The sequence below is a fragment of the Mucilaginibacter sp. genome (genome assembly GCF_039925265.1).
Taxonomy (GTDB): domain Bacteria; phylum Bacteroidota; class Bacteroidia; order Sphingobacteriales; family Sphingobacteriaceae; genus Mucilaginibacter.
The window spans coordinates 17235-40560 of record NZ_JBDSZG010000028.1 but is presented as its reverse complement, the minus strand read 5'-3'; the positions used below and the strand labels follow the sequence as shown (position 1 = coordinate 40560).

18 protein-coding genes are annotated in these 23326 nt (G+C 45.7%); 5 read left to right on the top strand and 13 right to left on the bottom strand.

Going from position 1 to position 23326, the window contains the following annotated elements; translation table 11 throughout:
* Positions 1 to 22: 22 nt before the first annotated feature.
* Both ABIX36_RS13170 and ABIX36_RS13165 read right to left on the bottom strand, forming a co-directional pair.
* Complete coding sequence (locus ABIX36_RS13170; RefSeq protein ID WP_348082626.1) at positions 23 to 1090, bottom strand: carboxypeptidase-like regulatory domain-containing protein; 1068 nt, start codon at positions 1088 to 1090, stop codon at positions 23 to 25.
* A 150-nt stretch (positions 1091 to 1240) separates the two neighbouring features.
* Complete coding sequence (locus ABIX36_RS13165) at positions 1241 to 2944, bottom strand: hypothetical protein (protein ID WP_348082625.1); 1704 nt, start codon at positions 2942 to 2944, stop codon at positions 1241 to 1243.
* Between the two features lie 89 nt (positions 2945 to 3033).
* Here ABIX36_RS13165 and ABIX36_RS13160 point away from each other — a divergent pair, with 89 nt between their 5' ends.
* Positions 3034 to 3435, top strand: a complete 402-nt coding sequence (locus ABIX36_RS13160; RefSeq protein WP_348082624.1) for a hypothetical protein — start codon at positions 3034 to 3036, stop codon at positions 3433 to 3435.
* Positions 3436 to 3636: 201 nt separating this feature from the next.
* Here ABIX36_RS13160 and ABIX36_RS13155 read toward each other — a convergent pair whose 3' ends face one another.
* From ABIX36_RS13155 to ABIX36_RS13130, 6 genes are all read right to left on the bottom strand, one after another.
* The gene (locus ABIX36_RS13155; protein WP_348082623.1) at positions 3637 to 4449 is read right to left on the bottom strand and encodes an SDR family oxidoreductase; all 813 of its coding nucleotides are present in this window, start codon (positions 4447 to 4449) and stop codon (positions 3637 to 3639) included.
* A gap of 172 nt (positions 4450 to 4621) precedes the next feature.
* Complete coding sequence (locus ABIX36_RS13150) at positions 4622 to 4771, bottom strand: hypothetical protein (protein ID WP_348082622.1); 150 nt, start codon at positions 4769 to 4771, stop codon at positions 4622 to 4624.
* A gap of 218 nt (positions 4772 to 4989) precedes the next feature.
* Positions 4990 to 5478 carry a hypothetical protein gene (locus tag ABIX36_RS13145; protein WP_348082621.1) on the bottom strand — a complete coding sequence of 163 codons (489 nt, stop codon included), beginning with the start codon at positions 5476 to 5478 and terminating at the stop codon, positions 4990 to 4992.
* A gap of 6 nt (positions 5479 to 5484) precedes the next feature.
* On the bottom strand, positions 5485 to 7176 hold the full coding sequence (gene recN / locus ABIX36_RS13140) for a DNA repair protein RecN (RefSeq protein ID WP_348082620.1): 1692 nt from the start codon (positions 7174 to 7176) through the stop codon (positions 5485 to 5487).
* A gap of 246 nt (positions 7177 to 7422) precedes the next feature.
* The gene (locus ABIX36_RS13135; protein WP_348082619.1) at positions 7423 to 9510 is read right to left on the bottom strand and encodes a M56 family metallopeptidase; all 2088 of its coding nucleotides are present in this window, start codon (positions 9508 to 9510) and stop codon (positions 7423 to 7425) included.
* A gap of 79 nt (positions 9511 to 9589) precedes the next feature.
* Complete coding sequence (locus tag ABIX36_RS13130) at positions 9590 to 9994, bottom strand: BlaI/MecI/CopY family transcriptional regulator (protein WP_348082618.1); 405 nt, start codon at positions 9992 to 9994, stop codon at positions 9590 to 9592.
* 148 nt (positions 9995 to 10142) lie between these two features.
* Here ABIX36_RS13130 and ABIX36_RS13125 point away from each other — a divergent pair, with 148 nt between their 5' ends.
* Positions 10143 to 10916 (top strand): MBL fold metallo-hydrolase, encoded by a 774-nt coding sequence (locus tag ABIX36_RS13125; protein WP_348082617.1) that lies wholly within the window; start codon positions 10143 to 10145, stop codon positions 10914 to 10916.
* Here ABIX36_RS13125 and ABIX36_RS13120 read toward each other — a convergent pair.
* The gene (locus ABIX36_RS13120) at positions 10900 to 11322 is read right to left on the bottom strand and encodes a response regulator (protein ID WP_128535516.1); all 423 of its coding nucleotides are present in this window, start codon (positions 11320 to 11322) and stop codon (positions 10900 to 10902) included. The genes ABIX36_RS13125 and ABIX36_RS13120 overlap by 17 nt on opposite strands.
* Positions 11323 to 11637: 315 nt before the next feature.
* Complete coding sequence (locus ABIX36_RS13115; RefSeq protein ID WP_348082616.1) at positions 11638 to 11949, bottom strand: antibiotic biosynthesis monooxygenase; 312 nt, start codon at positions 11947 to 11949, stop codon at positions 11638 to 11640.
* A 313-nt stretch (positions 11950 to 12262) separates the two neighbouring features.
* On the opposite strand from ABIX36_RS13115, the gene ABIX36_RS13110 reads away from it, so the two are divergent.
* Entirely contained in the window at positions 12263 to 13405 is a 1143-nt protein-coding gene (locus ABIX36_RS13110; RefSeq protein WP_348082615.1) for an NAD(P)/FAD-dependent oxidoreductase, read from the top strand.
* A gap of 87 nt (positions 13406 to 13492) precedes the next feature.
* Here ABIX36_RS13110 and ABIX36_RS13105 read toward each other — a convergent pair whose 3' ends face one another.
* Together ABIX36_RS13105 and gcvP are read right to left on the bottom strand one after the other, a co-directional pair.
* Complete coding sequence (locus ABIX36_RS13105; protein WP_348082614.1) at positions 13493 to 13924, bottom strand: hypothetical protein; 432 nt, start codon at positions 13922 to 13924, stop codon at positions 13493 to 13495.
* Positions 13925 to 14055: 131 nt separating this feature from the next.
* Positions 14056 to 16965, bottom strand: a complete 2910-nt coding sequence (gcvP, locus tag ABIX36_RS13100) for an aminomethyl-transferring glycine dehydrogenase (RefSeq protein ID WP_348082613.1) — start codon at positions 16963 to 16965, stop codon at positions 14056 to 14058.
* Positions 16966 to 17092: 127 nt separating this feature from the next.
* Between gcvP and ABIX36_RS13095 the strand changes: the two genes are divergently transcribed.
* Both ABIX36_RS13095 and ABIX36_RS13090 read left to right on the top strand, forming a co-directional pair.
* Entirely contained in the window at positions 17093 to 18766 is a 1674-nt protein-coding gene (locus tag ABIX36_RS13095) for a gliding motility-associated C-terminal domain-containing protein (protein WP_348082612.1), read from the top strand.
* A gap of 47 nt (positions 18767 to 18813) precedes the next feature.
* Positions 18814 to 22440, top strand: coding sequence for a gliding motility-associated C-terminal domain-containing protein (locus tag ABIX36_RS13090; RefSeq protein WP_348082611.1), 3627 nt, complete (start codon positions 18814 to 18816; stop codon positions 22438 to 22440).
* Here the strand turns inward: ABIX36_RS13090 and ABIX36_RS13085 are convergent.
* Positions 22437 to 23153, bottom strand: coding sequence for a pyridoxine 5'-phosphate synthase (locus ABIX36_RS13085; RefSeq protein WP_348082610.1), 717 nt, complete (start codon positions 23151 to 23153; stop codon positions 22437 to 22439). The two genes, ABIX36_RS13090 and ABIX36_RS13085, sit on opposite strands and share 4 nt — an antisense overlap.
* Positions 23154 to 23326 lie beyond the last annotated feature (173 nt).

Below are 23326 nucleotides of genomic sequence, written 5' to 3'. Positions count from 1 at the left end.
GTAAATATAAGTTAATGGACTATTATCTATCTGCCGCTACCACCGGTTCATAATCTACCGGCAGCAACTCAGCCATTCGGTTGCGTCCCCAAACACCTTCAAAAATAACCATGGCAGGGTTAACGATGATGCCGTTGGTATCAAAATAGGCGTAAGGACCGTTGATGCTCATTACAGAGCCCCGTTGAGCGCTGCTATGTTTAATATGTAAAAAGTCGCCAAACGCTATTGCATACAAGCCGTCCCGATCTGTTCGCTGCAACAAGTCGACGGCTTTTAATTTATTTTTACCAAATGTTTGAATGTATTTACTTGCAAAGGCGCTTTCACCTATCCACAACGGATTAGGTTTTCTGATCATGCTATGCACCGTAAAACCTTCCAATTCTGTTGTATCTTGTAGTAATGATCTAAAAAAATGCATACTCGACCCTTCGTAAGTTTGCTTACGTCTTTTTTGCCATCTGCGTTTTTGAGATAACGAGCCATCCATTGCTGCAAACAAAGCAGCACCGTCAAAATAAAGCATCCCGGTGTTTTCATCTTTACTGAAAGTTTTCAGGATATATTTTATTTTGTACCCGAGGTATTTATTTTCGATTTCCAAAAAGTCGGTGGATGAGCCTGTTAACCTGTGGGTTTCTTTATCATATTCAAGCGTAAGCGCATCGTTGTTGGTTATTTTACAATCTTCGGCGGCAACAGATGTACCGAGAAACTCCTGCTTAAACTTTGCATAATTACTTTCCCAATCGCTGCTGGCCACTATTTTCACCTCTTTTAATGAAGTGGTTTTGGGTGATAGTTTGATGCCGGGCAGGCTGATATTTTCGTTACCCGCCATTACAATTTGGCGGTAGGTTTCAAAGCCTACCACAGAAACCACAAATTCATACTGCCCGGGTTTTACATAATTCAGCACAAACGCGCCATCATCAGTGGTTTTACTGCCCACGGTGGCATTACTTAAAAACACACTGGCGTTGGCAACGGGTTTACCATCGGCAGCATTTACCACATTACCGGTAATTTTTATTTGTGCGAAACCGGCAAGCGGCAAAAGGAAAAGGAGCAGCAGGTGGTACTTCATTTTTAGTTCAGACTAACAGATCACTATAAAGGTTTAATAACCTCGGTTTTAAAAGCCGATGGCCGTCCTTATTCGGACCCAGCGGCATGCAAATCACGCGTGTTCGGGCTTGTTCGGGATGTTCGCACCCATCCGCGAACGCGAACACGCTCAATACCGCCAGCTTTTTAAGTCGGCACCCTTCGGTGCGCGGCCGGCTATTTCGCCCGCCCATTTTTTGATGAACATTTGGTGATAGCGCAGGCGGCTAATGTAGTTGGGCTGGGTGTGGTCGCCGTTCCAGCAATGTTCGGCACGGTCGCCGTAATCTACCTGGCAATTACACTGCGGGTTGCTTAGGTTCTTCAGCATGTCCTCTGCTGTATAAACGGCGTTGTTGAGGTAATAGGTGTCCATATCGCCTACGTAAATATGGATCTTCCCTTTTAGCTTGTTGCCGATTTTGGGCCAGTCGCGTTTGATGATATGGGTAAGGTCGAAGTTATCGCGCCAGTAATTAGCCACGCTGCTGTCTATCGCGCCGGTGTATTTATCATAGATCCGTTTAGGGTAACCATCCTTATCCATCGGCGAAAACACGGCCTCCCAAATATCAAACTGGTCGCCGCTGCGGCTGCGGGTTCCTAAGGCCAGTTCGCGCTGGTTTATTTCTTTTAGCGTAGCCTGTATATGGCCAAGGTAGTCGCGCTCGCCGGGGCGGGGCGTTTTCTTGAAATCACTTTCGGGATAGTAGGCGTTCTTATCCTCGTAGATGTTCATGGTAGTATAATGGTGGAAATCCACCGGGTCGGGGCAGGCGGCGTAACTGCCGTTATACTCATCGGGATATAAAACCTGTACGGCCAGTGCTTCCCAGCCACCGGTAGAGCCGCCGTAAACAAAGCGCGCCCAGCCTTTACCAATACCCCTGAAGCGTTTCTCTATCTCAGGGATCAGTTCATAGGTGATAGCGTCTCCGTAGGGGCCAAGGTTGGCGGAATTCACCGCGTAGGAGTCGTCGTAATACGGGTTGGCATGTTGTATCTCTACCGCAAGCACGCGGGGAAACTTTGGCCCGGTCCATTGTTTGTAAAAGTCGTAAGCCTCCTGCTGTTCAATCCGGTTATAACCCGTGATGTGGAAACGTGCCGAGGTATCGGGCTTTAAATTAGCATCTGGCACCGTAGTGCGGAAACCCTCAAAATCTGCCGGGAAATGCCCATGGAAAATGGCCATCGGATACTTTACATTCGGGTGCTCATCAAAGCCACCGGGCAACAAAATATTCGCGCCTAAATACATCGGCCTGCCCCAAAACTCGGTAAGCAGTTTACTTTGGATGCGGATGTGTTTAATGTATTTAGTATCGGCAGGTAATGCTATCGGCGGGATGATCTTGCTGATGGTTAACGCAATTTCGTTATTCGCCATCGGGTCGATATGCAATTTTACCGTTTGCGAATAGATATTGCCAGGAGCTATGTTCCAATGCTGGCCCTCGCCCCTGTCCATCGGCAGCTTTACCGTTTGCCCGGTTTTTAAATGAAAAGTTTCGTACTTATGCAGCAGTACCTGCACATAGTAATCGCCTGCTGGCATATCCTTCAACCGTTCTACCGGGTAACCAAATGCCTGTACATCTACAGAACAGCTGGTGCCTGGCTGCCAACCTTCTACATCCACGCCAAAAACCTGTTGCGTTTGCAGGTTATCCCCTATCTGGAAACGCGGCTCGGATTTGTCGTTATTAGCAAATAGCAGTAACAACCGGCCATCCAGCGGACCTGTGTGTAACGACACGTCGATAGTGATGCGAAATGTTTGGGCCTGGGAAGGTATAGCGAAGAATAAAAGCAGGTAAAGCAGTTTTTTCATTGATGGCGTTTTACCCAAATATAATAATTGCCGGGGCTGTTAAACCTTTGCGTTTAAAAATATTCCTACTGATATATACACACCATAATATGAAACGAATTATATCTATTTTATGCCTGGCAATCGTAATATTGACAGCATCATCCTGCCAAACGGAAAACTCGGTTGCGCCGAATAACAACCTTACTATTCTTACAAGTGTAAGCACCAACGGGTGGAGCACACTGGATAACGGCAAAACCTGGAAACAATCCATTAGCGTACCCGAATTGGACAGTTACGCCAACGACAATGCCGGCGTATTGGTTTACCTCTCGTTCACCGCCGGCGTTTACGAGCAGATCCCTGAAGTTTTTAACGGTGTTAGTTACAGCTACATCCACGAACGCGGTTTACTTACCATATACGCGCAAGCTTACAGCGGCAACCTAACCACTCCCAACCCGGGCAGTGGCAACGTGAAGATAGTGCTGGTAGACTCCAATCAATAAGCTCCTCCAATCTCCCTTCAAAAGGAGGTTTCCAAATAGATCAATAAATTTTCAAATGCAAAAGGCACCGGTTGGGTGCCTTTTTTGTGTCTGAATCAGAATTTACAGAATTTTAGAATTCTCAGAATGCCAAGCATATAATTACGGGCATTTGTTCTTTCTGCTTTCCCTTCCTTTTATCTCCTCCCCGGGTGGGGCTTACTATTTCTCCATCTGCTCTATCACAGCCTGGGTAACGCCTGTGTAAGAGAAACCACCATCGTGGAACAGGTTCTGCATGGTAACCATTCTGGTTAAGTCGCTAAACAGGGTTACAACGTAGTCGGCACATTGGTCGGCATCAGCGTTGCCAAGCGGGCTCATTTTTTCGGCGTAGTTTACAAAACCGTCGAAACCTTTAACACCATTACCGGCAGTAGTGCGGGTTGGCGATTGCGAAATGGTATTTACACGCACGTGTTTTTTAACACCATACTGGTAGCCAAAGTTACGGGCAATGCTTTCCAGGTACGCCTTGTTATCGGCCATATCATTATAATCCGGGAATACGCGTTGCGCGGCAATGTAGGTTAACGCGATGATCGACCCCCACTCGTTTACGGCATCCAGTTTCATGGCTGTCTGCATTACGCGGTGAAAACTTAGTGCAGATATATCAAGCCCTTTGTGGGTAAAATCGTAGTTATTATCGGTGTATGGGATGTTTTTACGCACGTTTACGCTCATCCCTATCGAGTGCAGGATAAAATCAACACCGCCGCCAAAATGCTCCATGCTTTTGGTGATGAGGTTGGTAACATCCTCGTTGCTGGTAACGTCAGCAGGTATAACGGGGGCATTACATTCCTCTGCAAGTTTATTCAGTTCGCCCATGCGCAGTGCAAGCGGCGAGTTGGTTAAAACTATTTCGGCACCCTCTGCAACGCAGCGTTGAGCCACTTTCCAGGCTATCGACTGCTCGTTAAGCGCTCCGAAAATAATTCCTTTTTTACCTTTTAATAAATTGTAAGCCATTGTTTTCTTGGTTTTATAATGGGGCAAAGTTATATTTTTTTGTTGGAAAGTGTTGGAGAGGTTGAAAATGTTGGAAAGGGTTGTAATAAGTTATAAAAGTTGTAGTGGTTGAAGGGGTTGGAAAGTTTCGATTGTGAATTTGGAGTGGTTAATGTAAGGCGACTATCTCTCTTCACCATACCGCTGCCGCGAGATTAGCGAAGCGTATCTCGTGGTATGGCATGGCGAAAGCATCCTGCTTTCGCCCAACGGCAGCTGAAAGCTGCCCTACTAAGGCACCACGAATTGGAAACTCGCGGCAGCAGGAGAGTTGGAAACTCACGGTAGCGGATTTAGGAAGGTTGGTATTCTGAAAATTCTTTAATTCTGTGAATTCTGATTCAGACAAACAATGGCGATGCCTGCGGCCCGGGCTCTGCGCTGCAACTCCTCATTTCGTCCCCACTGATAGAAGTGGGGGCTTCATTCCGGGGTTTCCGCTCCTATCCCTATCGCAGCTCATGTAAATTTAACAGCAAAAAGTGTACTAAACGCCGGTAGTTAATTAAGTGCTACCTTAATCATATTATACTTCAGATACCTGTACGGAACTGTAAATGCAATTGTGTTACCGGCAACCGTTAAATGCGGGTCCATATCAAAGCCTTTCATATCGTCTTTAAAATCCACCGAGTTTTGTCCCACTTCGCTTTGAATAAGGCGGGCGCCTATCACGTCATAACATTCAATATTACTCCCAACGGGTCTGCCAACCCAGTTTTCTTTAGTATGTATTTGGATATAATGCAACATCCCGTCGTTATCGAAGTCTTTTAAGCTTAGCACATAACCATTATCCTTGTCCCGGTAAACCAATATACCCTTATCTAAACGGCCATCCGTATAAACACTGGCAGGTATCGGCTTTCCAAGGCTTCTGGCTGTGCCCAATGCAAGGCTCAATAAAATAGGGTGCGTATTGTTAATGACCACTACGCCAGTTATTAAGCCGGCTAATGCAATTGCAGAAATAATGATCAATTTACGCATAACAGATTATAAATTTAATAATTCCCTTGCGTTCTGCAGCGCGCTTTCACCCGGCTTATCGCCGCTGAGCATTTTGGCAATTTCCATCACGCGCTCGTCGTCGCTTAATTTTTTAATACGGGTTTTGGTAGCCGATTCGGAATCGTCCTTATAAACAAAGTAATGGCTGTTGCCCTTACCTGCAATTTGCGGCAGGTGAGTTATGGTAATTACCTGCAGGTTTTGCGAAAGGCGTTCCATCACCTGGCCAACTTTATTGGCTACTTCACCGCTCACTCCTGTATCTATCTCATCAAAAATAATAGTCGGCAATGCAGTATACTCCGCAATAATTGATTTGATGCTGAGCATTAACCTGCTCAACTCACCGCCAGATGCTACTTTGCTCATATCGGCCAAAGCATGCCCTTTGTTGGCAGAGAAAAGGAAGCGGATCAAGTCCGACCCGTTTGCTCCCAACCCAATACCAACTCCTGCTCCCCCTTTAGGGGGCTGGGGGGCTATGGCGCTTTGCTCTATCTCCAACGCCGAGTTTCCCATACCCATTTCGGTGAGGTTGACCAGCACTTTTTGAATGATCACCGGGATAGCCTTTTTGCGGTTAGCCGATAGTTGAGCCGCCAGTTTTTCAAGCTCCTGCTGTGCAGTGCTTATTTGTTTCTGCAATTTTTCAACCGCTTCGTCGCCAAAAACAGCCTGCGCTACTTTTTCGGACAGATCTGCCTGTATGGTCAGCAATTCTTCGTTGCTGTTTACCCGGTGCTTTTTTTGCAGGTTATAAAGCAGGCTCAGCCTGGTGTTCACTTCTTCGGCACGGGCATCGTTCGTGATGGTGCGCTGTTCAATAATTTCTATCTCGGCAGCGATATCTTTCAATTCAATGAGCGTGCTTTTCAGGCGTTCATGCAGTGCTTCTACTTCGCTATCATATTTTTCCACTACAGATAGCTGTTGCCCGGCTTCGCGAAGCTGAATAATGGCCGAGGTTTCGCCCTCATGCATCAGAAAATGCGCGCCATTCAGGTTGCGCTTTATTTCTTCGGCGTTGTTGAGGGCGTAGAGTTCCTTCTCTAAACCCTCCTGTTCATCGGTGGCAATGCCCGCCTTCTCCAGCTCATCAAACTGAAACTGGTAGTAATCTAAATCAGCTTTTGCTTTATCGTTCTGCTCAATTAAAGCTTGTAATTGGGTTAGCGATTTGCGGTAAGCTTTGTATTTGGTTTGATAGTCGGCCAGTAACTCGTGGTGCCCTGCCACGCCATCAACCACTAAAAGCTGAAATTCAGGGTCGTTTATGTCACGGGTGGCGTGTTGCGAGTGGATGTCTATCAGGCGCTCTCCCAGGTTTTTTATCTGGGTTAAGTTAACAGGGGTATCATTGATAAACGCCCGGGATTTACCATCGCTGGAGATCTCGCGGCGCAGCACGGTTTCGTCCTCGTGGTCGAGGTCGTTGTCTTCAAAAAATGAATTGAGGTGGAAGCCCGCAATTTTAAACGAGCCTTCTATCACACATTTCTTTTGCTGATTAAAAAAGTAACGACTCTCGGCACGCTGCCCCAATATCAGCGACAATGCCCCTAAAATGATAGATTTACCGGCACCGGTTTCGCCGGTTAATATATTCAAGCCCTTATCAAACCTGATCTCCAGGTTATCTATCAGCGCGTAATTTTGGATGGTTAGCTTTTGAAGCATAAAAAAAGTACCCTCTTTTTTTGAAAGTACTAAATTACAAAAAGATACTTACCTGTATGCGTTTTGTGTTAAAATGCTAAAAAAAATAGCTTTTGTCAGTTTGCAGTTTCAGCCTAACACAGTTCATGCCGAATTTATTTCGGCACCCCATCATATAGGCAGCTACTATGCACTGTTCTATAGCACAGTTCACAACCCGCCGTGTGGGATGCTGAAATAAAGTCAGCATGGCGTTAAGGTCGACGCCTATGGTTTCTCCGGCGACTCCGGTTTTTCAGGCTTCTCAATACTTTCTTTTTCCGGTTTCTCTGGCTTTTCCAGTTTTTCCGGTTTTTCAGGCTTCTCCGGCTTTTCAGGTTTCTCCGGCTTTTCTACGCGCTCGTCATTATTATAATTATAGTTGAAGTTGTACGATTTCATGCTTTTGCGGTACAATTCCATCTTTTTCTTAAAAGCCGGCGATTGCGTGTAAGCGCGCATACGTGCTGAAGCGGCCCGCATCGCTTTTTTGGCCTGCTCAAGCTCGGGGCTATTAGTATAACTACGCATCTTTTCGCTTAGCTTACGCATCTCTGCCTGCTGCTCTTTAATAGCCGGGTTATTATACGCCTGCCGCATGCTATCGCTTACGGTACGCATTTTGTCGCGCGATGCAACATAATCGTCCGACTGGTAAAAGCCGCGCATTTTTTCGCCGAGGGTACGCATCTGCTCGGTTTGTTGCTTTACTTCTGTAGGGAGTTTGCTATGCAGTTCGTCCTGGTATTTTTTATAGTTCTCGTCACGGCTGTCGTTATAATCCTTGGTGATGCTGTACTTTTTCTTCAGCGCTGCGTTCATATCCTTAAATTCGGCCGAGCTAAAATACTTCTCTATTTTTTTACCCAGGTCGCCCATGTCCTGGCTGTATTTTTCAACATCGGGGTTGTGGCTGTACTTTTTGCTAAACTCCTCGCCAATTTTTTGCATATCGGCGCTTAGCGTTTTCATTTCGTCCTTGTTATAAAAATCGCCTATTTCTTTTCCGCGCTTTTCCATATCGTCTGTTATGGTCTTAAACTCGGGGCTATCGTAATACTTGTTCAGTATTTCGCTTTGCTTTTGTATATCGGCACTCAGGCGCTCCAGTTCAGGGTCGCTGGGGCCGTAATTAAAATTAAAGCCGTCCTGCTCCTTGTCCAGTTTCTCCTTATAAAGTTTTGTTGCTTTGGCTTTTGCAGTTTTTGCTTTAACAGCTTTTTTACGGGTAGTATCTGCAAACAGGCTATTTAATTTATTAATAACTTCTACAGGTTTTACCGCGTTAACGGTTACTTTACCATTCTTAATTTCGGGGTTTAACCAGGCAATGCTGCTTAAGCTGCCGGCTAAAAGTAATATGGCAAGCACCAGGTGGCGTATATTGCCTATTTTTTGTTGGGTTTTCATGATGCGTTCAATTCTGGTTAATAAATAATGTTTGTTGGTGCTGGCGGCCAGAGCCAGCTGTAGGTTTGCGTGCCTGCTTTCTTCAAGTTTTAACAATGCACGGGCGTATACCAATGGGTTATTGGTAGTTTCCACTACCAGGTCATCGCAGCAGTTTTCGCGCTCGGCGCTTATTAAACGGTTAACCATTTGGGCAAAAGGATTAAAGAACAATAAGGAATTTATTGCCTGCTGCAGCAGGTTTACCAAATAATCGTTACGTTTAATATGGGCGAGTTCGTGCAGTAAAATTGCCTCTGTTTCGGCCACAGAGAGGTTTGCAGATAAAGAAATTGGTAAAAGGATGATGGGTTTAAGGTAACCTATCATACAGGGCACATCAACAAGCGAGCTGAAATTTACGCTAACATAGCGGCGGATATTCAATCTTTCCGAAAAATCGTCAACCAGCCACTGCATGTCCCCCGCCGGGAACAGTGCTTTTTTAATACGGAACAACTTTACCCTGCAATAACTCAACTTAAGCAGGTTTACCACTAAACCCGTTAGGTAGAGTACAGAAATGTAGGGCAAGTAACCTGCTATAACATAATAGTACCTATCTGCCTCCGCTTTAAAAGGCGAAAGCTGGTTTACCAGCCCCGCCTGCGGCACAAAGCCTGCAGATGGCACATTGGCTACCGGCGACCAGTTAAAATTGCCGGCCTCGTTAAACAAGGTTACCATAAACCAGGCAACAATACCCAGCATAGCCGCCGCAGCCATATTGTATTTTTTTACGGCTGACAGTGATGGCATCGTGCTGAACACCACACGTAACAGGAACCAAATCACCAACCCCTGCCATAACGAATGCAGAATGGCGATACCTAAAACCTGGCTGATGTTATAAAAAAGGCTTTCCATATTTTTAAATTCAAAAATCTAAGCTCTAAATCCTAAAAACTAACGCTGACAGTTCCGACTAATCTCTTACCTCCAACCTCTACGCTTTGTTATCAAACTGATCGAGGAAATTCTTAATGGCGTCTATCTCATCCTTTGATGCGCGGTGCTGCCCCAGCGCCTGGATAACCAGGTCGGAAGTGGAGCCTTTGAACACGGTGGATATGATCTTATCCAATGCGCCCTGCTGCGCCTCGCCGCGGGTGATCACCGCTTTATACAAATGAGTTTTGGCGTCGGTGTTACGTTCAACCAGGCCTTTTTCGTGCATTATCTGCATCAGTTTCAGGGTAGTGGTATAGCCCGATTCTTTGCTTTTGGCAAGCTCCTCGTGCACGTCGCGTACTGTACACTGGCCTTTCTTCCAAATTACCTGTAAAATTTCCAGCTCGCTTTCTGTTGGTTTCAGTTCCATGTTCTCTTTATTACGAATTCCTTCGTACAAATATCTACGATAGTTTTCGTATATCAAAGTGTTTTATAAAAAATTTAACAGTTTTTAACTGTTTGGCTATAATTAGCTACAAATTACCCGCCATCTAATAGACACACGTTATGACTAAACCGTTACAATTATCCCTTTATATTTGCACATGGAAATTTTTGCTTTAGGCGAGGGCTCATATTCGGTTGATAGTACCAAAAAATTTATCCCTTTTAACCCGGAGACGGATAACAAGCGCGACCGCCCCGGTTCGCTGTTTATCCATGTGAACCCTTTCCTCATCAAAACCAATACCGACCTCATTTTGCTTGACGCAGGCCTTGGCTATAAAGATACCCGCGACGAACTTTTGCTTCATCAGCATATCCGCAACGCCGGGTTCGACCCAGAGGAAGTTACCCTGGTGCTGATGAGCCACCTGCATTACGACCATTCCGGCGGATTGGTAGCAGAGCGCGGGGGTAAGCTGGAGCCAAGTTTCCCGGATGCAGAGCATGTTATTAATAAACAGGAATGGGAGTTTGCTTTAACGGGCGCGTCATCATCCTACCATAAAGATATTTTTGAAGGGCTGAAGGATAAAGTAAAAATGACGCTGGTAGAAGGCGCTGGCGAGTTTAAGCCCGGCATCACTTATGAATGGAGCGGTGGACATAGCAAATTCCACCAGGTATTTTGGTTTGATACAGAAGGCAGCAAAGTTTTTTTTGGCGGAGACGAACTACCGGAACCGGAGCAACTGATCAGAAAATTTGTAGCTAAATACGATTACGATGGGCACCGATCGGCAGAACTGCGGATACAATATGGAAAAAAAGCAGCAGCTGAAGGATATACATGCCTGTTTTACCACGCAAGGGCTAACGCGATTGGCAATATAAGTTACCAGGACGAACAGTTTACGGTTACGCCTCTTCTTTAACCCCAAAAAGTTCTTTTATTTTTTCCACGTTAAGCGGCTTCGAAACAAAATCTTTTACCAACGGGTATGAGCGCGCCTTGTTGATATCGTTGCTGAAAACGGATGAAGAAATGATATAAATTTTACTTTTGCCCAGCGGATCGAGGTTGATGCGCTTGTATTCGTCCAAAAACTCCCAGCCATTCATTATAGGCATGTTAATATCCAGCAAAATATAGTCGGGTAATTTGCTTGGGTCCTTCCGTTGAATTTCTGCGAGCTGATCGATCGCAAATCTCCCATTCAGGCATGCCATGATGTCTGTGTTAGTTAACGCTTTCTTTATCAGTTTAATGGAGATGAAGTTGTTTATTTCATCATCATCAACTAACAAAACGCTTACGGCTTTGGTATTATTAGGGCTCATATCTGTTCCTTATACGGAAATAAAATTAAAAAGGTTTTACTCCTAATAGTTGTAAATATACATTTATTACAAACTTTCCGGAAGTAGTGCAAAGTAATTAAAACTTACAGTTGTATAGCATTAATAGTAGGAATGTTACGTGTGTGCGGCACCGCATGTTACAAATTCGGGCATTATTATGAATTTGGCAAAAAATCCACCCGTGAATTGAACTAAAAACAGGCAAAAATCTGTTGTACTAAATATGGCTGATTGGTTAAAACTCCAGTCAGGTTATCATCGCGAACATCTCGCTATTTGTAATGAACGGGCTTGTTAAAATTCGTAATCACGTTCTACCAAACAAATTCTCACTTTATAGCTTTCGTACCATTTATCGCGACCGTATTTTTGTGCCAATTGGTGCCTGCTTACGGCTTTCCAGTTTTTAATAGCATCTAAACTGGCCCAATAAGAAACGGTGATTCCGGTTTCGTTACGGGCAGATTCTATGCCGAGGTAACCGTCCTGCCGGGCGGCAAGCTCACCCATTTCGGTGGCCATATCTCCATAGCCGTCATCACCGGCGGTTCGTATCGAAGTAAATATAGCAGCATAATAAGGCGGTTGCGGGGTTTGAGCTATCATAATGTATTAATCTGCAGATATGCAAATGTGCGGATTTCAGATGGAAAAATCTAAGGCGATGACCACAAGCATTTGCACATCAATGTCGTTTACTTAAGGGTTGGTTTGCTGCATAGCCTCACCCCAACCCCTCTCCAAAGGAGAAGGGCTTTAAGTCCTCTCCTTTGGAGAGGGTTTAGGTGAGGCTACTAAATAGCTTAAGTAAACGACATTGTTTTACACATCTGAAATTTGTTTTCTGCAGATTATTTAAAATGTTTCTCTTGCTTACTCGTCTACCCTGATAAGCGGATGAACAGACCGCTTTTAAAACATGAATAACATCAACAATAAAAAAATAGCCATTATAGGAGGCGGTCCCGGTGGGCTAACCCTTGCACGCCTTTTGCAAATGAATGGCGCTGATATTAAAGTTTACGAACGCGACGCGCACAAAAATGCTCGGGCCAAAGGTGCCACGCTGGACTTGCACGAAGAATCGGGCCTGGCGGCTTTGGATGAAGCCGGACTGATGGAAGCCTTTTGGGCCAACTTTCGCCCCGGTGCGGATGCCCTGCGCATTGCAGATAAACACGCCAACCTGCTGCACGACGATGACGCAAGCCCGCGCGGAGACACCGTGCGCCCCGAAATAGACCGTGGCCCTTTACAGAATATTTTGCTTGAATCGCTATTGCCGGGCACGGTGGTTTGGGACAGCCAATTTGTAAATCTGTCTGCACAGTGCGACGGTTGGAATGTAGCCTTTAAAAATGGCGATACCATCTATGCCGACTTGGTAATAGCGGCAGACGGCGCTACCTCCAAACTGCGCCCGTACCTTACCCCTATTAAGCCCTTTTACGCCGGTGTTACCGCTATAGAAGGCGCGGTTTATAATTCTGCCGAAACGATACCGAACATGCACAAACTGCTAAACGGGGGGAAGGTCTTCGCCTTTGGCGATGCAAAAACGCTTATTGTAAGCAGCAAAGGCGATGGCAGCCTGGTATTTTATCCCGGCTTTAATTGTGATGAGCACTGGCTGAGCGATTGCGGGATAGATTTTACAGACAAAGCACAAGTGCTTACCTGGTTTAAAACCGAATACAAAGGCTGGGACGAGATTTGGCTGGAACTATTCGAAAACGCCAGCGGCCCTTTCTTTGCCCGCCCCCAATACTGTATGCCGTTAGACCAAACCTGGGAAACCCTCCCAAACCTCACCATGCTGGGCGATGCTGCCCACCTGATGCCGCCCTATGCCGGCGAAGGTGTAAACATGGCTATGCTGGATGCCTTGGAATTGTCGCAATGCTTGTTGAGTGAGGATTTTGCGGATACCTTGTCTGCCATTTCGATCTACGAAAAGCAAATGCTTGTCCGCGCAAGCGAAACAGCGGATATGACGATGCAATCTACAGCGGCTTTACATTCGGATGGGGCAGTGGAGTTTATGATGACTGTGTTGGGATAAAATGTCTGAATCAGAATTTACAGGATTTGAGGATTAGCAGAATAACGTCGGCAAATAGAATAAACAGATCACCCGTAATATAGCCGTTCATTTAGTTAGAATTAAGGATTTAAACTCAGCCAAATTATCAGGCGGCACAGTATGATAACAAAACATAATTAACGATGAATTAAAGTCATGTTTAAGTTGATGTTCATATTTCGACATAAACTTGCGTTCAACCCCGAGCCCTAAAAACACCGACCCATCTTTGTTAAAAAAAATCATGGCGAAGGACGTTTCTTTATTAGTCTTATTTTCAAAATAAAATCTGAATTCAATATTCTCCCGTTTTAATACATATGACATCATTAATTTGTAGTCGTCTGTTTCAAATTCGGTTTCACCTTTGTAACGTGGGTATTCGTAGTAAGTGGCTGACTCCTTAAATCCTTTCAAATATTTTTGAGTAAATGCCTCTACAGTTTCATTTCGCTTCGAAAATTCAATTGCTATATAAATATCTTCAATATCTGCCATGCTATTATTCAAAAGACTATCGTTTTCTTGCTATGTTGCATCAATAACAACTCATTTGTAGCCTATAAAAAAGGCCCCTAAAACAGGAGCCTCAATCTAAGCATTTTATCCACACATCTGCACATCTACTCTCACGTTCCGTATTCCGGCGTGGTTACTTCGCTTTCTTCAAACTCGTAATCGCTTAGCGGCGGGCATGAGCATATTAATGTACGGTCGCCGTAGGTATCGTTTACACGACCAACCGATGGCCAGAATTTGTAAGCGGCTACGTATGGCAGCGGGAAACCTGCTTTTTGACGGGTATATGAATGTTCCCACTCGTTGCCGGTAATTACGGCAGAGGTGTGTGGTGCATTCTTCAACGGGTTATCTGTTTTATCTGAAAGCCCGCTTTCCACATCGGCAATTTCGTGGCGGATAGAGATCATCGCATCGCAGAAACGGTCGAGCTCATGCTTTGGTTCCGATTCTGTTGGCTCTATCATCACCGTACCCGCAACCGGGAAAGATACTGTAGGTGCGTGGAAACCGTAATCCATCAAACGTTTGGCTATATCCACTACCTCGATGCCGTAAGCTTTAAACGAGCGGCAATCCAGGATCATCTCGTGCGCGCAGCGGCCTTTGCTGCCGGTGTACAACACGTTATAATGTGCTTTAAGGCGGGTTTTGATATAGTTAGCATTCAGAATGGCGTAGCGGGTAGCGTTGGTTAAACCGTCGCCGCCCATCATAGCGATGTAAGCGTGAGAGATGATCAGGATAGATGCAGAACCCCATGGTGCCGATGACACCGCGTGGATAGCTTTACCATTATCAATATCAACCACAGCATGGCCCGGCAGGTAAGGTACCAGGTGTTTTGCAACACCAATTGGGCCCATGCCCGGGCCACCACCACCGTGTGGGATGCAGAACGTTTTGTGTAAATTTAAGTGACAAACATCGGCACCAATATTGGCGGGACTGGTTAAGCCTACCTGCGCGTTCATGTTAGCGCCGTCCATATATACTTGGCCGCCGTTAGCGTGAATGATCTCGCAGATCTCGATGATAGACTCTTCGAATACGCCGTGGGTTGATGGGTAAGTCACCATCAGGCAGCTTAGTTCGTTTTTATATTGCTCGGCGCGGGCACGCATGTCTTCAACATCTATGTTGCCGTTCTCGTCGCATTTTACTACCACGATCTTCATCCCGGCCATCGCTGCAGATGCAGGGTTGGTACCGTGTGCAGATGATGGTATTAAAGCAATGTTACGGTGGCTATCGCCCCTATCGTTATGGTAAGCACGGATAACCATTAAGCCGGCATATTCGCCTTGCGCACCGGCGTTTGGTTGTAAGCTCATTGCGGCAAAGCCGGTAATTTCGCTCAGCCATTTGTTCAGTTCATCAAACAATTGCATGTAACCGCCTACCTGGTCGGTTGGTGCAAAGGGGTGCATTTTGCTAAACTCCGCCCAGGTAACGGGTACCATTTCGGTAGTGGCATTCAGTTTCATGGTGCAACTACCCAGTGCTATCATCGAGTGGCAAAGCGAAAGATCTTTGGTTTCTAATGATTTAATATAACGCAGCATCTCGTGCTCGCTGTGATGCGAATTAAATAAGGCATGTGTTAAGTAAGCCGATGTACGCTGCAGATCTGCAGGGATCACCGATTCAACGTTTTCCTTCAGCCCATCGAAATTGGCATCAGTTAATGTTTTGCCTTTCACTTTAGCAAAGAAACGCACAATGTTTTTCACATCCTCAGGCGAAGTAGTTTCATCTAAAGAGATGGTAACCTCAGTACCGTTGTAATGGAAGTTCGATTCGTTATTTAACGCCTCAGAATGTATCGGACCGGCTAATACGCTAAGGTTGAATTTCAGGGTATCAAAATAAACTTTATTCAGTTGCTCGTAACCTAATTCGTTAAGCGACGAAGCCAGTAGCACGGTTAAGCCGTGGATACGCTCCGCTATCAATTTAACCCCTTTAGGGCCATGGTACACGGCATACATACCGGCCATAATAGCCAGTAAAGCCTGCGCGGTACAAATATTGGAGGTTGCCTTATCGCGGCGGATGTGCTGCTCGCGGGTTTGCAGGGCCATGCGCAGGGCGTAGTTACCGGCGGCATCAATGGTTACACCAATAATACGGCCCGGGATAGAGCGTTTGTACTCTTCTTTAGTAGCAAAGTAAGCAGCATGCGGGCCGCCAAACCCCATTGGCACGCCAAAACGTTGGGTGCTGCCTACTACAATATCCGCTCCCCATTCGCCCGGAGGGGTGAGCAGGGTAAGGCTCATAATATCGGCAACAACGGTTAATTTTATATTTTTTTCGTGCAACTGATCGGCAAAGCCTTTGTAATTGTACACCTCGCCATTGCCGGCAGGGTACTGTACAATAGCACCAAACATATCGTCGGTTAATTCCACATTGCTGTGGTTTCCTATTTGTAGCTTAATACCGTAAGGCTCGCTGCGGGTTTTTAAAATATCAATGGTTTGCGGGAACACCTCTTCGCTCACAAAAAACACGTTGGCTTTTTGGTTTTTGCGGAGGCTGTATTGCATAAACATGGCCTCGGCAGCGGCGGTACCTTCGTCTAACAGGGATGCGTTGGCAATTTCCATCCCGGTCAAATCAATAACCATGGTTTGGAAATTCAGCAGCGCCTGTAAGCGGCCTTGTGCTATCTCGGCCTGGTAGGGTGTATATTGGGTGTACCATCCCGGGTTTTCCAGAATATTACGCTGTATCACACCCGGAACGATCACGTCATAATAACCCTGGCCGATGTACGATTTAAAAACTTTATTTTTTGATGCCGTTACTTTTAGCGTATTCAGGTAATCGAACTCGCTTTTGGCGGCAGGTAAATTCAATGGCGCTTTCAGCCTTATTTTAGCCGGTACGGTTTCATCTATCAGTTGGTCAAGCGTTTCCACACCAATAGTTTTTAACATTTTATCGGTATCTGCCTGGTTTGGCGCTATATGCCTGTGCTGGAATTTTTCCTGGTAATCTACGTTCAGCTTCATCAAATGGGTGTCCCTTAAATTTAGTGCAAAGGTACAATTTTAGTCATTAGTAACAATTGAGTAACATGATATTGACAAGGCATTTACAATGGTTAAAGAATTGTATATTTAACTTCGCAAGAGTTTTATGAAAGCGGCAAACTACGCAATGGGTTCGTTATGTATATGGTGCCTTTTTATGCAGGTAAACACGTTCGCCGCGCCCAAAATAAAAGCTTTTGATTGCCCCGTTATCTTGTATGATAACCTGAATATAGTGCAACCCAATTGCGGAAACAATGATGGGAGTATTTTGGGCGTTACAGCACAATCCGAAGGTACTAAACCGTCATACATCTGGCGCGATAAGGCGGGCAATATAGTTTCGCGAGCCTCTAACCTTACGGGCGTTGGCCAGGGTACCTACCGGCTGGAGGTTACCGATAACAGCGGCTGTACCGACCCTGTGTATTCGAGAGATTTTGTACTGGAGAGTTTAAACGTCATAAAAATATTTGATGGCGATGCAGAAGTAGGTTCATCTACCTGTAACAGCGATGGTTTTATTAAAGGCCTGGTAGTTACCGGCGCAACGCTATACACCTGGAAAAACACCGAAACCAACAAAGAGTACACATCAACCATCACGCCTGATCTTTTTAACAGCCCGGCTGGTACTTATATACTTACGGCATCTAACGACAAAGCTGCTTGTGCCAAAATGACCCAGCCATACATCATAAGACCTGATTTTGAGCTTCCTGATATTATCGATTTTACAATAGCCGCTCCTAATTGCTCCAGCCAAACAGCTAACATTGCTGTTAAACTTCGCGTTACTTTGGGTGGGCCAGAACTTACCTGGTATTACGGCTTAACCGATAACATTGGAATAGCATCAGAGGGACGATTGTTCGGCAATATGAGCCCAATCACAGCCGAACTCAAAAACGCCCCCCCGGGTGCCTACAGCCTTTATGTAAAAAAAACAGACGGGGGATGTCCGATAAAATTGGCTTCGTTTCCCGAAACTGTAACCGAATTAGCCATAGACGTTGAAAAGAGCAGCGTTTTTAACGACCGCTGTAATCAACATCGCGGCAGTGTGACCCCTGTTTTAATTGGCCTCCCGTCCGCCGCTCCGAAAGGAATAACCTACACCTGGACCAATCTTGCAACCGGCAAGGTTGTAGGCCAGTTAAAAAGATTGTCAAATGCTGCTGAAGGCCGGTATGAATTTGTTGTGGAACTGCCACCTACTTGCTTTGCCAGGCACGTATTTACCATTACTAATACCTCGTGGGCTATTATACCGCCAAAGGCAGACGGCACTACCCTTTGCCTGCCGGGCACTGTTCACATCGTAGTTACTAACCCCGATACGGCCGCCATTTTTAAACTTTACGCATCCGAACAGGAAAGTGTAGCGATAGACAGTAACGCCACGGGTGAATTTTACCGCGCCATTACTAAAACAACTGATTTCTATATCTCACGCAAACATGGCGAGTGCGAAAGCGAGCGTACTAAAATAGTTGAAACCGTAGTGTTCCCGGTTAATATCCCCAACACCTTTACTCCCAACAACGACGGTGTAAACGATTATTGGAAAATCACCGGTATAGAAAGCTTTCCTTACGCCGATATTAAGATATTTGACAGATATGGCCAAATGGTCTTTAGCTCTATTGGCTACGGCAGCCCATTTTATGGGCAAAGCAAGGGCCGGCAGCTGCCAGCTGGTGTTTACTATTACATGATAGACCTTAGGCAGCAGGTATGTTTTGACAAAATAAGCGGCAATCTAACTATTCTGCATTAAATTATTTTATTGCTCCTGTAATCCTTATTTTGCAGGTTGAATAATTAATGTACTATAACCGGCTTTTTACTTTTATCATTCTCTTTTTATGTGCTTTCAGTGCAAAGGCTGCGGTGTTTACCGTAACCAGCAATGCCGATAGCGGCCCAGGGACTTTGCGGGAGGCTTTAACGCTGGCGGCAGCGAATGGGAGCACCGAAAAGGATTTTATCTATTTTAATTTGCCTGATGTGAGCGAGGCGGGACGGACGATAATACTGCAAACCGAATTACCAAATGTATCATCTAACCTGGAAATAAACGCTGCAACGCAGTTGGGTGGGCCTTTTGGTGTGAGCGATGCCTCTGTCATCCTATCGTTAAATGTTGATAACCCCTTACGCGCCCTGCTTAAACTTATCAATGTAAGCAACGTTGAAATATTTGGTGTATCATTCAAAGGCAATTGGTTAAACAGTACTCCCCCTAACGATGTAGACGGTATTTCGATACAAAACTCAAGCGCAATTACCATCGGAGGTTCAGGCACCGGTAACTTATTCGGCAATTTAAGAAACGGTATTATAGCCACCGGGAGTGCCGGTATTTACCTGCGGGGCAATATGGCAGGTTTAAAATACGACGGCCTTACACCCTATAAAAACTACGCAGCCAGTAATTTTACGGATTGCACCAATATAGGCATAGGCGGCACTTTGCCCGGCGAGCGTAACGTGTTTACAGATTACGGGCAAGGGGAGATATTCTTGACCAGGTGCCAAACCGTAAATATCCTGGGCAACTTTTTAGGGACAGATTATACCGGAAATGCCGTTGTTGGGCCATCCTTTATTGGAAACTTTTTTTCGGCCTATGGCATATCTGCTAATGTGACCAACAATCTCACCATTACAAACAATGTACTATCAGGGCTGGGTTACGCCATTGCAGTGTTTGGCATACAAACCGATTATATTATATCCAACAACCGCCTCGGTGTGGGCGTATCGTCCGGCGCAAATTTAAACAATAGGGTTGCTATCTCTATTTATAATGCTACAGCAAAAGGGACTATAAGCAATAACATTATTGCCTATAACGAAAACGGCGTAATTATGGTCAACAGCCAGCCCGTAACGCTTTCGCAAAACAGTTTCTTCTGCAATATTAAAGAACCCATCAGTATCCAAAATAGCCCGGTGCCCATACCTGCTATCAATGTAACCAATAAAAGCTCAACACAAATATCGGGCACGGCCACGCCGAACGCAGATATTGAGTTATTTTATACCGACGAATGCCAGCTTTGCCAGGGTAAAACATATATAGCTACCGTTACAGCAGATGCCGCCGGCAACTGGAGCTATACAGGCCCATTGGCCGGCGCGGTGGTTGGCACGGCTACCAGCCGGGGCGCAACCTCGCCTTTCTCTGCACCTAACGTAATCACCAAAGATGCAGTGGTAAGCCCTGCGGAGTGCGGGGCGGATGGCTCTATAACGGGCTTTGCCTATGCAAATGCCACAAACATACAATGGCTTGATATTAACGGCGCTATTGTTGGGACAGATATAGACCTGGTTGACGTACCGCCGGGGCATTACAGGCTAAGGGTTGATAACGGCACCTGCTCTTCGGTTACGGGTTTTTACGAGGTAAGGGATAATAGTTTTTCTATCGACGGGAGCCGCCCGACTATAGTTGACCCTTCTTGCGGACTTGCCAACGGCTACGTTAGATACGTTCTCGTAAATACCCCGTCGGGTGCCCTCGTTACCATACAATGGATAAATGATAACACGGGGCAGGTAGCATCAAACTCCATATCGTTAGAACGTATGGGCCCGGGCACTTATTCGATGCATGTGAAAGGCGCTAATGGATGCGAAAAAATCTACGGCCCTGTCACGCTAACAAACTCCAACGGCCCCGCCATAATCCAAGCTAACCAGGCGGTTAATCCTTCTGCCTGCAGCAAAACTACCGGTAGTATTACAGGAATCGCAGCAACCGGCACAGGCACTCTAATATACAGCTGGAAGAACGAACAAAATACAGAAGTAGGAACACGTGCCGATCTTACCGACCAACCACCGGGCAATTACATTTTAACAGTAACGGATGAAACACAATGCGACCCTGTTTCTACGGCGGCTATTACCATTCCGCTATTAAATGACATCACGATCAATATCGCCAATAAAGTCGTGAAGAATGCCACCTGTGAAAACGGCGACGGCTCCATTAAAAACGTTACCGTTACACCAACCGGAGCTCCCTTTACTTACGTTTGGACCAATGAGCGGAACGAAGTAAAGGGTAACTTAAAAGACCTCTCTTTTGTGCAGGCGGGCACTTATACCCTTACTGTTAGTGGAGGCAGCCTGTGTACTGCTGTACAAAGCGATCCTATTGTTGTTGGCAGCGATGACGGTGTGCAGTTAATACGAGGTGCGAATTATAAACAGAAAACAGATTTTTGCGGTAAAAACACGGGCGAGATCACTGGGTTGGAAACTCCAGGCGCCACTACGTTTTTATGGATTAATACCGATAACAACACAACAGCCGGCAACAACCTCAATCTGGTAGGCGTAGCAGGTGGCCACTACAGGTTAACCTATAGCAACGCCACATGCAGCAATTATTCAGATTTCGAAATACTTTCCGGCGAGGCCACCATATTTACAGGTTTCATTGCAACACCTACCAAATCGTGCTATGCGCTTAATAATGGTAGTATATCGCTCAACACCGATAATGCACCCGAGCAACCATTTACCTATCGCTGGGTAAACGCGCAGGGTAAAGACGTGGCCTTCACCAGAACAGCTAACAACCTTTCACCAGGCAAGTATAAGGTTATCCTTACCAACCAAAACAACTGCCCCTACTTGTATCCGGAAGAGTTTACAGTTGGGGAATATCCACAATTGGTGGCCAAGCCAGGCACGCCAACCAACATCCGGTGTGGTGTGGGTACAGGCAGCATAAGTGCCTCAGTGTTTACAGGCGGTTCGGCAAGTTATGCTTACCAATGGTTTGATGAGGCGGGTAACGCGCTCCCTGGCCAAACACAGTCGTCTATAAGCAATGTAGCCAAAGGCAAATATCGCCTGCATATAGAAGACGGCACCTGCGCCCCCGGCGACCTCGATTTCGAGGTAAAAGAAGAATCGGTTACCCCTACTACTCCCGAAGCAAAAGACATTAAAGTTTATGGTAACGGAAGCGGGACTATTGTAGTAACCGCTCCTTTCGAAACGGCCATTTACCGTTTGTACGATACTCAAACCAGCCCAGATGCTATTGCAGAAGTTCGCGGCGGCAAGTTTAACGTTACCGTAACCGAAAGCCGAAGTTATTTCATAACCCTAACCTATGGTTATTGCGAAAGCGACCGTACGGAAGTTAAAGTATTTTTAAGCGCCCTAACAGGTGATATAGTAAACACATTTACCCCCAATGGCGATGGGATAAACGATTACTGGGTGATCAAAGGTCTCGATACTTATCCCGATGCCACGGTAAATATATTTAACCGTTATGGAAAATCTGTTTTTCAGTCTACGGGGTACGCCAAGCCATTCGACGGCACCTATAATGGCAAACCACTGCCCGCTGGCGTATACTACTACATGATCAATCTAAAACGGGGCGATATACTGTCTGGTAACGTTACCATTCTTCGCTAAGCCAGCTGGCGCAGGTACATTTGTATGGTGTTCTCCAAACCATAATACAGGGCATCGCTTATCAGCGCGTGGCCAATGCTCACCTCATCTAACGCGGGGATGTTCTCGGCAAAATATTTAAGATTGTGTAGGTCGAGGTCGTGGCCGGCGTTTATGCCCAGGCCGAGTTTGTGCGCTACGTCTGCCGCTTTTACATACGGCGCAATTGCCTGTTCTTTATTTTGGGTATATTGCGTAGCGTAGGCCTCGGTGTAAAGTTCTATCCGGTCGGTACCGGTTGTGGCGGCAGCCTCTACCATTTCTATTACCGGATCTACAAATATCGAAACGCGGATACCTGCATCTTTAAACACCTTGATAATATCCTGCAGATAAGCCTGGTTAGTTATGGTATCCCAGCCGTGGTTGCTGGTTATTTGCCCCAAAATATCGGGCACCAGGGTAACCTGCTCTGGCTTGCTGGCCAGCACCAGGTCCACAAACTTCTGTTCCTCGCAATTGCCTTCTATGTTAAACTCGGTAGTAACTATCTTTTTCAGTTCGAACACATCGTTATAACGGATATGCCTTTCGTCGGGCCGGGGGTGTACGGTGATTCCCTGCGCGCCAAAACGGTCGCAATCCTTTGCTACTTGTAACAGATCGGGGTTATTGCCACCCCGCGAATTGCGCAGTGTAGCTATTTTATTGATATTTACAGATAAACGGGCCATGGCGCAAAGTTAATACATATGGCAATAAGTAACACCACGGCAAAAAGCACTTAATAACCATGCGGCGAGTTTACATACCTGTAGTTTCACAACCGATTGCATTTTAAACCAACAGCAATATTTGTTACAAATATTAAAATAAATTTCATTACTAACTGAAATTCATGCTTTTA

Bases quoted from the DNA above. Each gene is read 5' to 3' on its own strand.
- ABIX36_RS13170 (WP_348082626.1), bottom strand. From the start codon at position 1,090: ATGAAGTACCACCTGCTGCTCCTTTTCCTTTTGCCGCTTGCCGGTTTC.
- ABIX36_RS13165 (WP_348082625.1), bottom strand. From the start codon at position 2,944: ATGAAAAAACTGCTTTACCTGCTTTTATTCTTCGCTATACCTTCCCAG.
- ABIX36_RS13160 (WP_348082624.1), top strand. From the start codon at position 3,034: ATGAAACGAATTATATCTATTTTATGCCTGGCAATCGTAATATTGACA.
- ABIX36_RS13155 (WP_348082623.1), bottom strand. From the start codon at position 4,449: ATGGCTTACAATTTATTAAAAGGTAAAAAAGGAATTATTTTCGGAGCG.
- ABIX36_RS13145 (WP_348082621.1), bottom strand. From the start codon at position 5,478: ATGCGTAAATTGATCATTATTTCTGCAATTGCATTAGCCGGCTTAATA.
- recN (WP_348082620.1), bottom strand. From the start codon at position 7,176: ATGCTTCAAAAGCTAACCATCCAAAATTACGCGCTGATAGATAACCTG.
- ABIX36_RS13135 (WP_348082619.1), bottom strand. From the start codon at position 9,510: ATGGAAAGCCTTTTTTATAACATCAGCCAGGTTTTAGGTATCGCCATT.
- ABIX36_RS13125 (WP_348082617.1), top strand. From the start codon at position 10,143: ATGGAAATTTTTGCTTTAGGCGAGGGCTCATATTCGGTTGATAGTACC.
- ABIX36_RS13120 (WP_128535516.1), bottom strand. From the start codon at position 11,322: ATGAGCCCTAATAATACCAAAGCCGTAAGCGTTTTGTTAGTTGATGAT.
- ABIX36_RS13115 (WP_348082616.1), bottom strand. From the start codon at position 11,949: ATGATAGCTCAAACCCCGCAACCGCCTTATTATGCTGCTATATTTACT.
- ABIX36_RS13110 (WP_348082615.1), top strand. From the start codon at position 12,263: ATGAATAACATCAACAATAAAAAAATAGCCATTATAGGAGGCGGTCCC.
- ABIX36_RS13105 (WP_348082614.1), bottom strand. From the start codon at position 13,924: ATGGCAGATATTGAAGATATTTATATAGCAATTGAATTTTCGAAGCGA.
- gcvP (WP_348082613.1), bottom strand. From the start codon at position 16,965: ATGAAGCTGAACGTAGATTACCAGGAAAAATTCCAGCACAGGCATATA.
- ABIX36_RS13095 (WP_348082612.1), top strand. From the start codon at position 17,093: ATGAAAGCGGCAAACTACGCAATGGGTTCGTTATGTATATGGTGCCTT.
- ABIX36_RS13090 (WP_348082611.1), top strand. From the start codon at position 18,814: ATGTACTATAACCGGCTTTTTACTTTTATCATTCTCTTTTTATGTGCT.
- ABIX36_RS13085 (WP_348082610.1), bottom strand. From the start codon at position 23,153: ATGGCCCGTTTATCTGTAAATATCAATAAAATAGCTACACTGCGCAAT.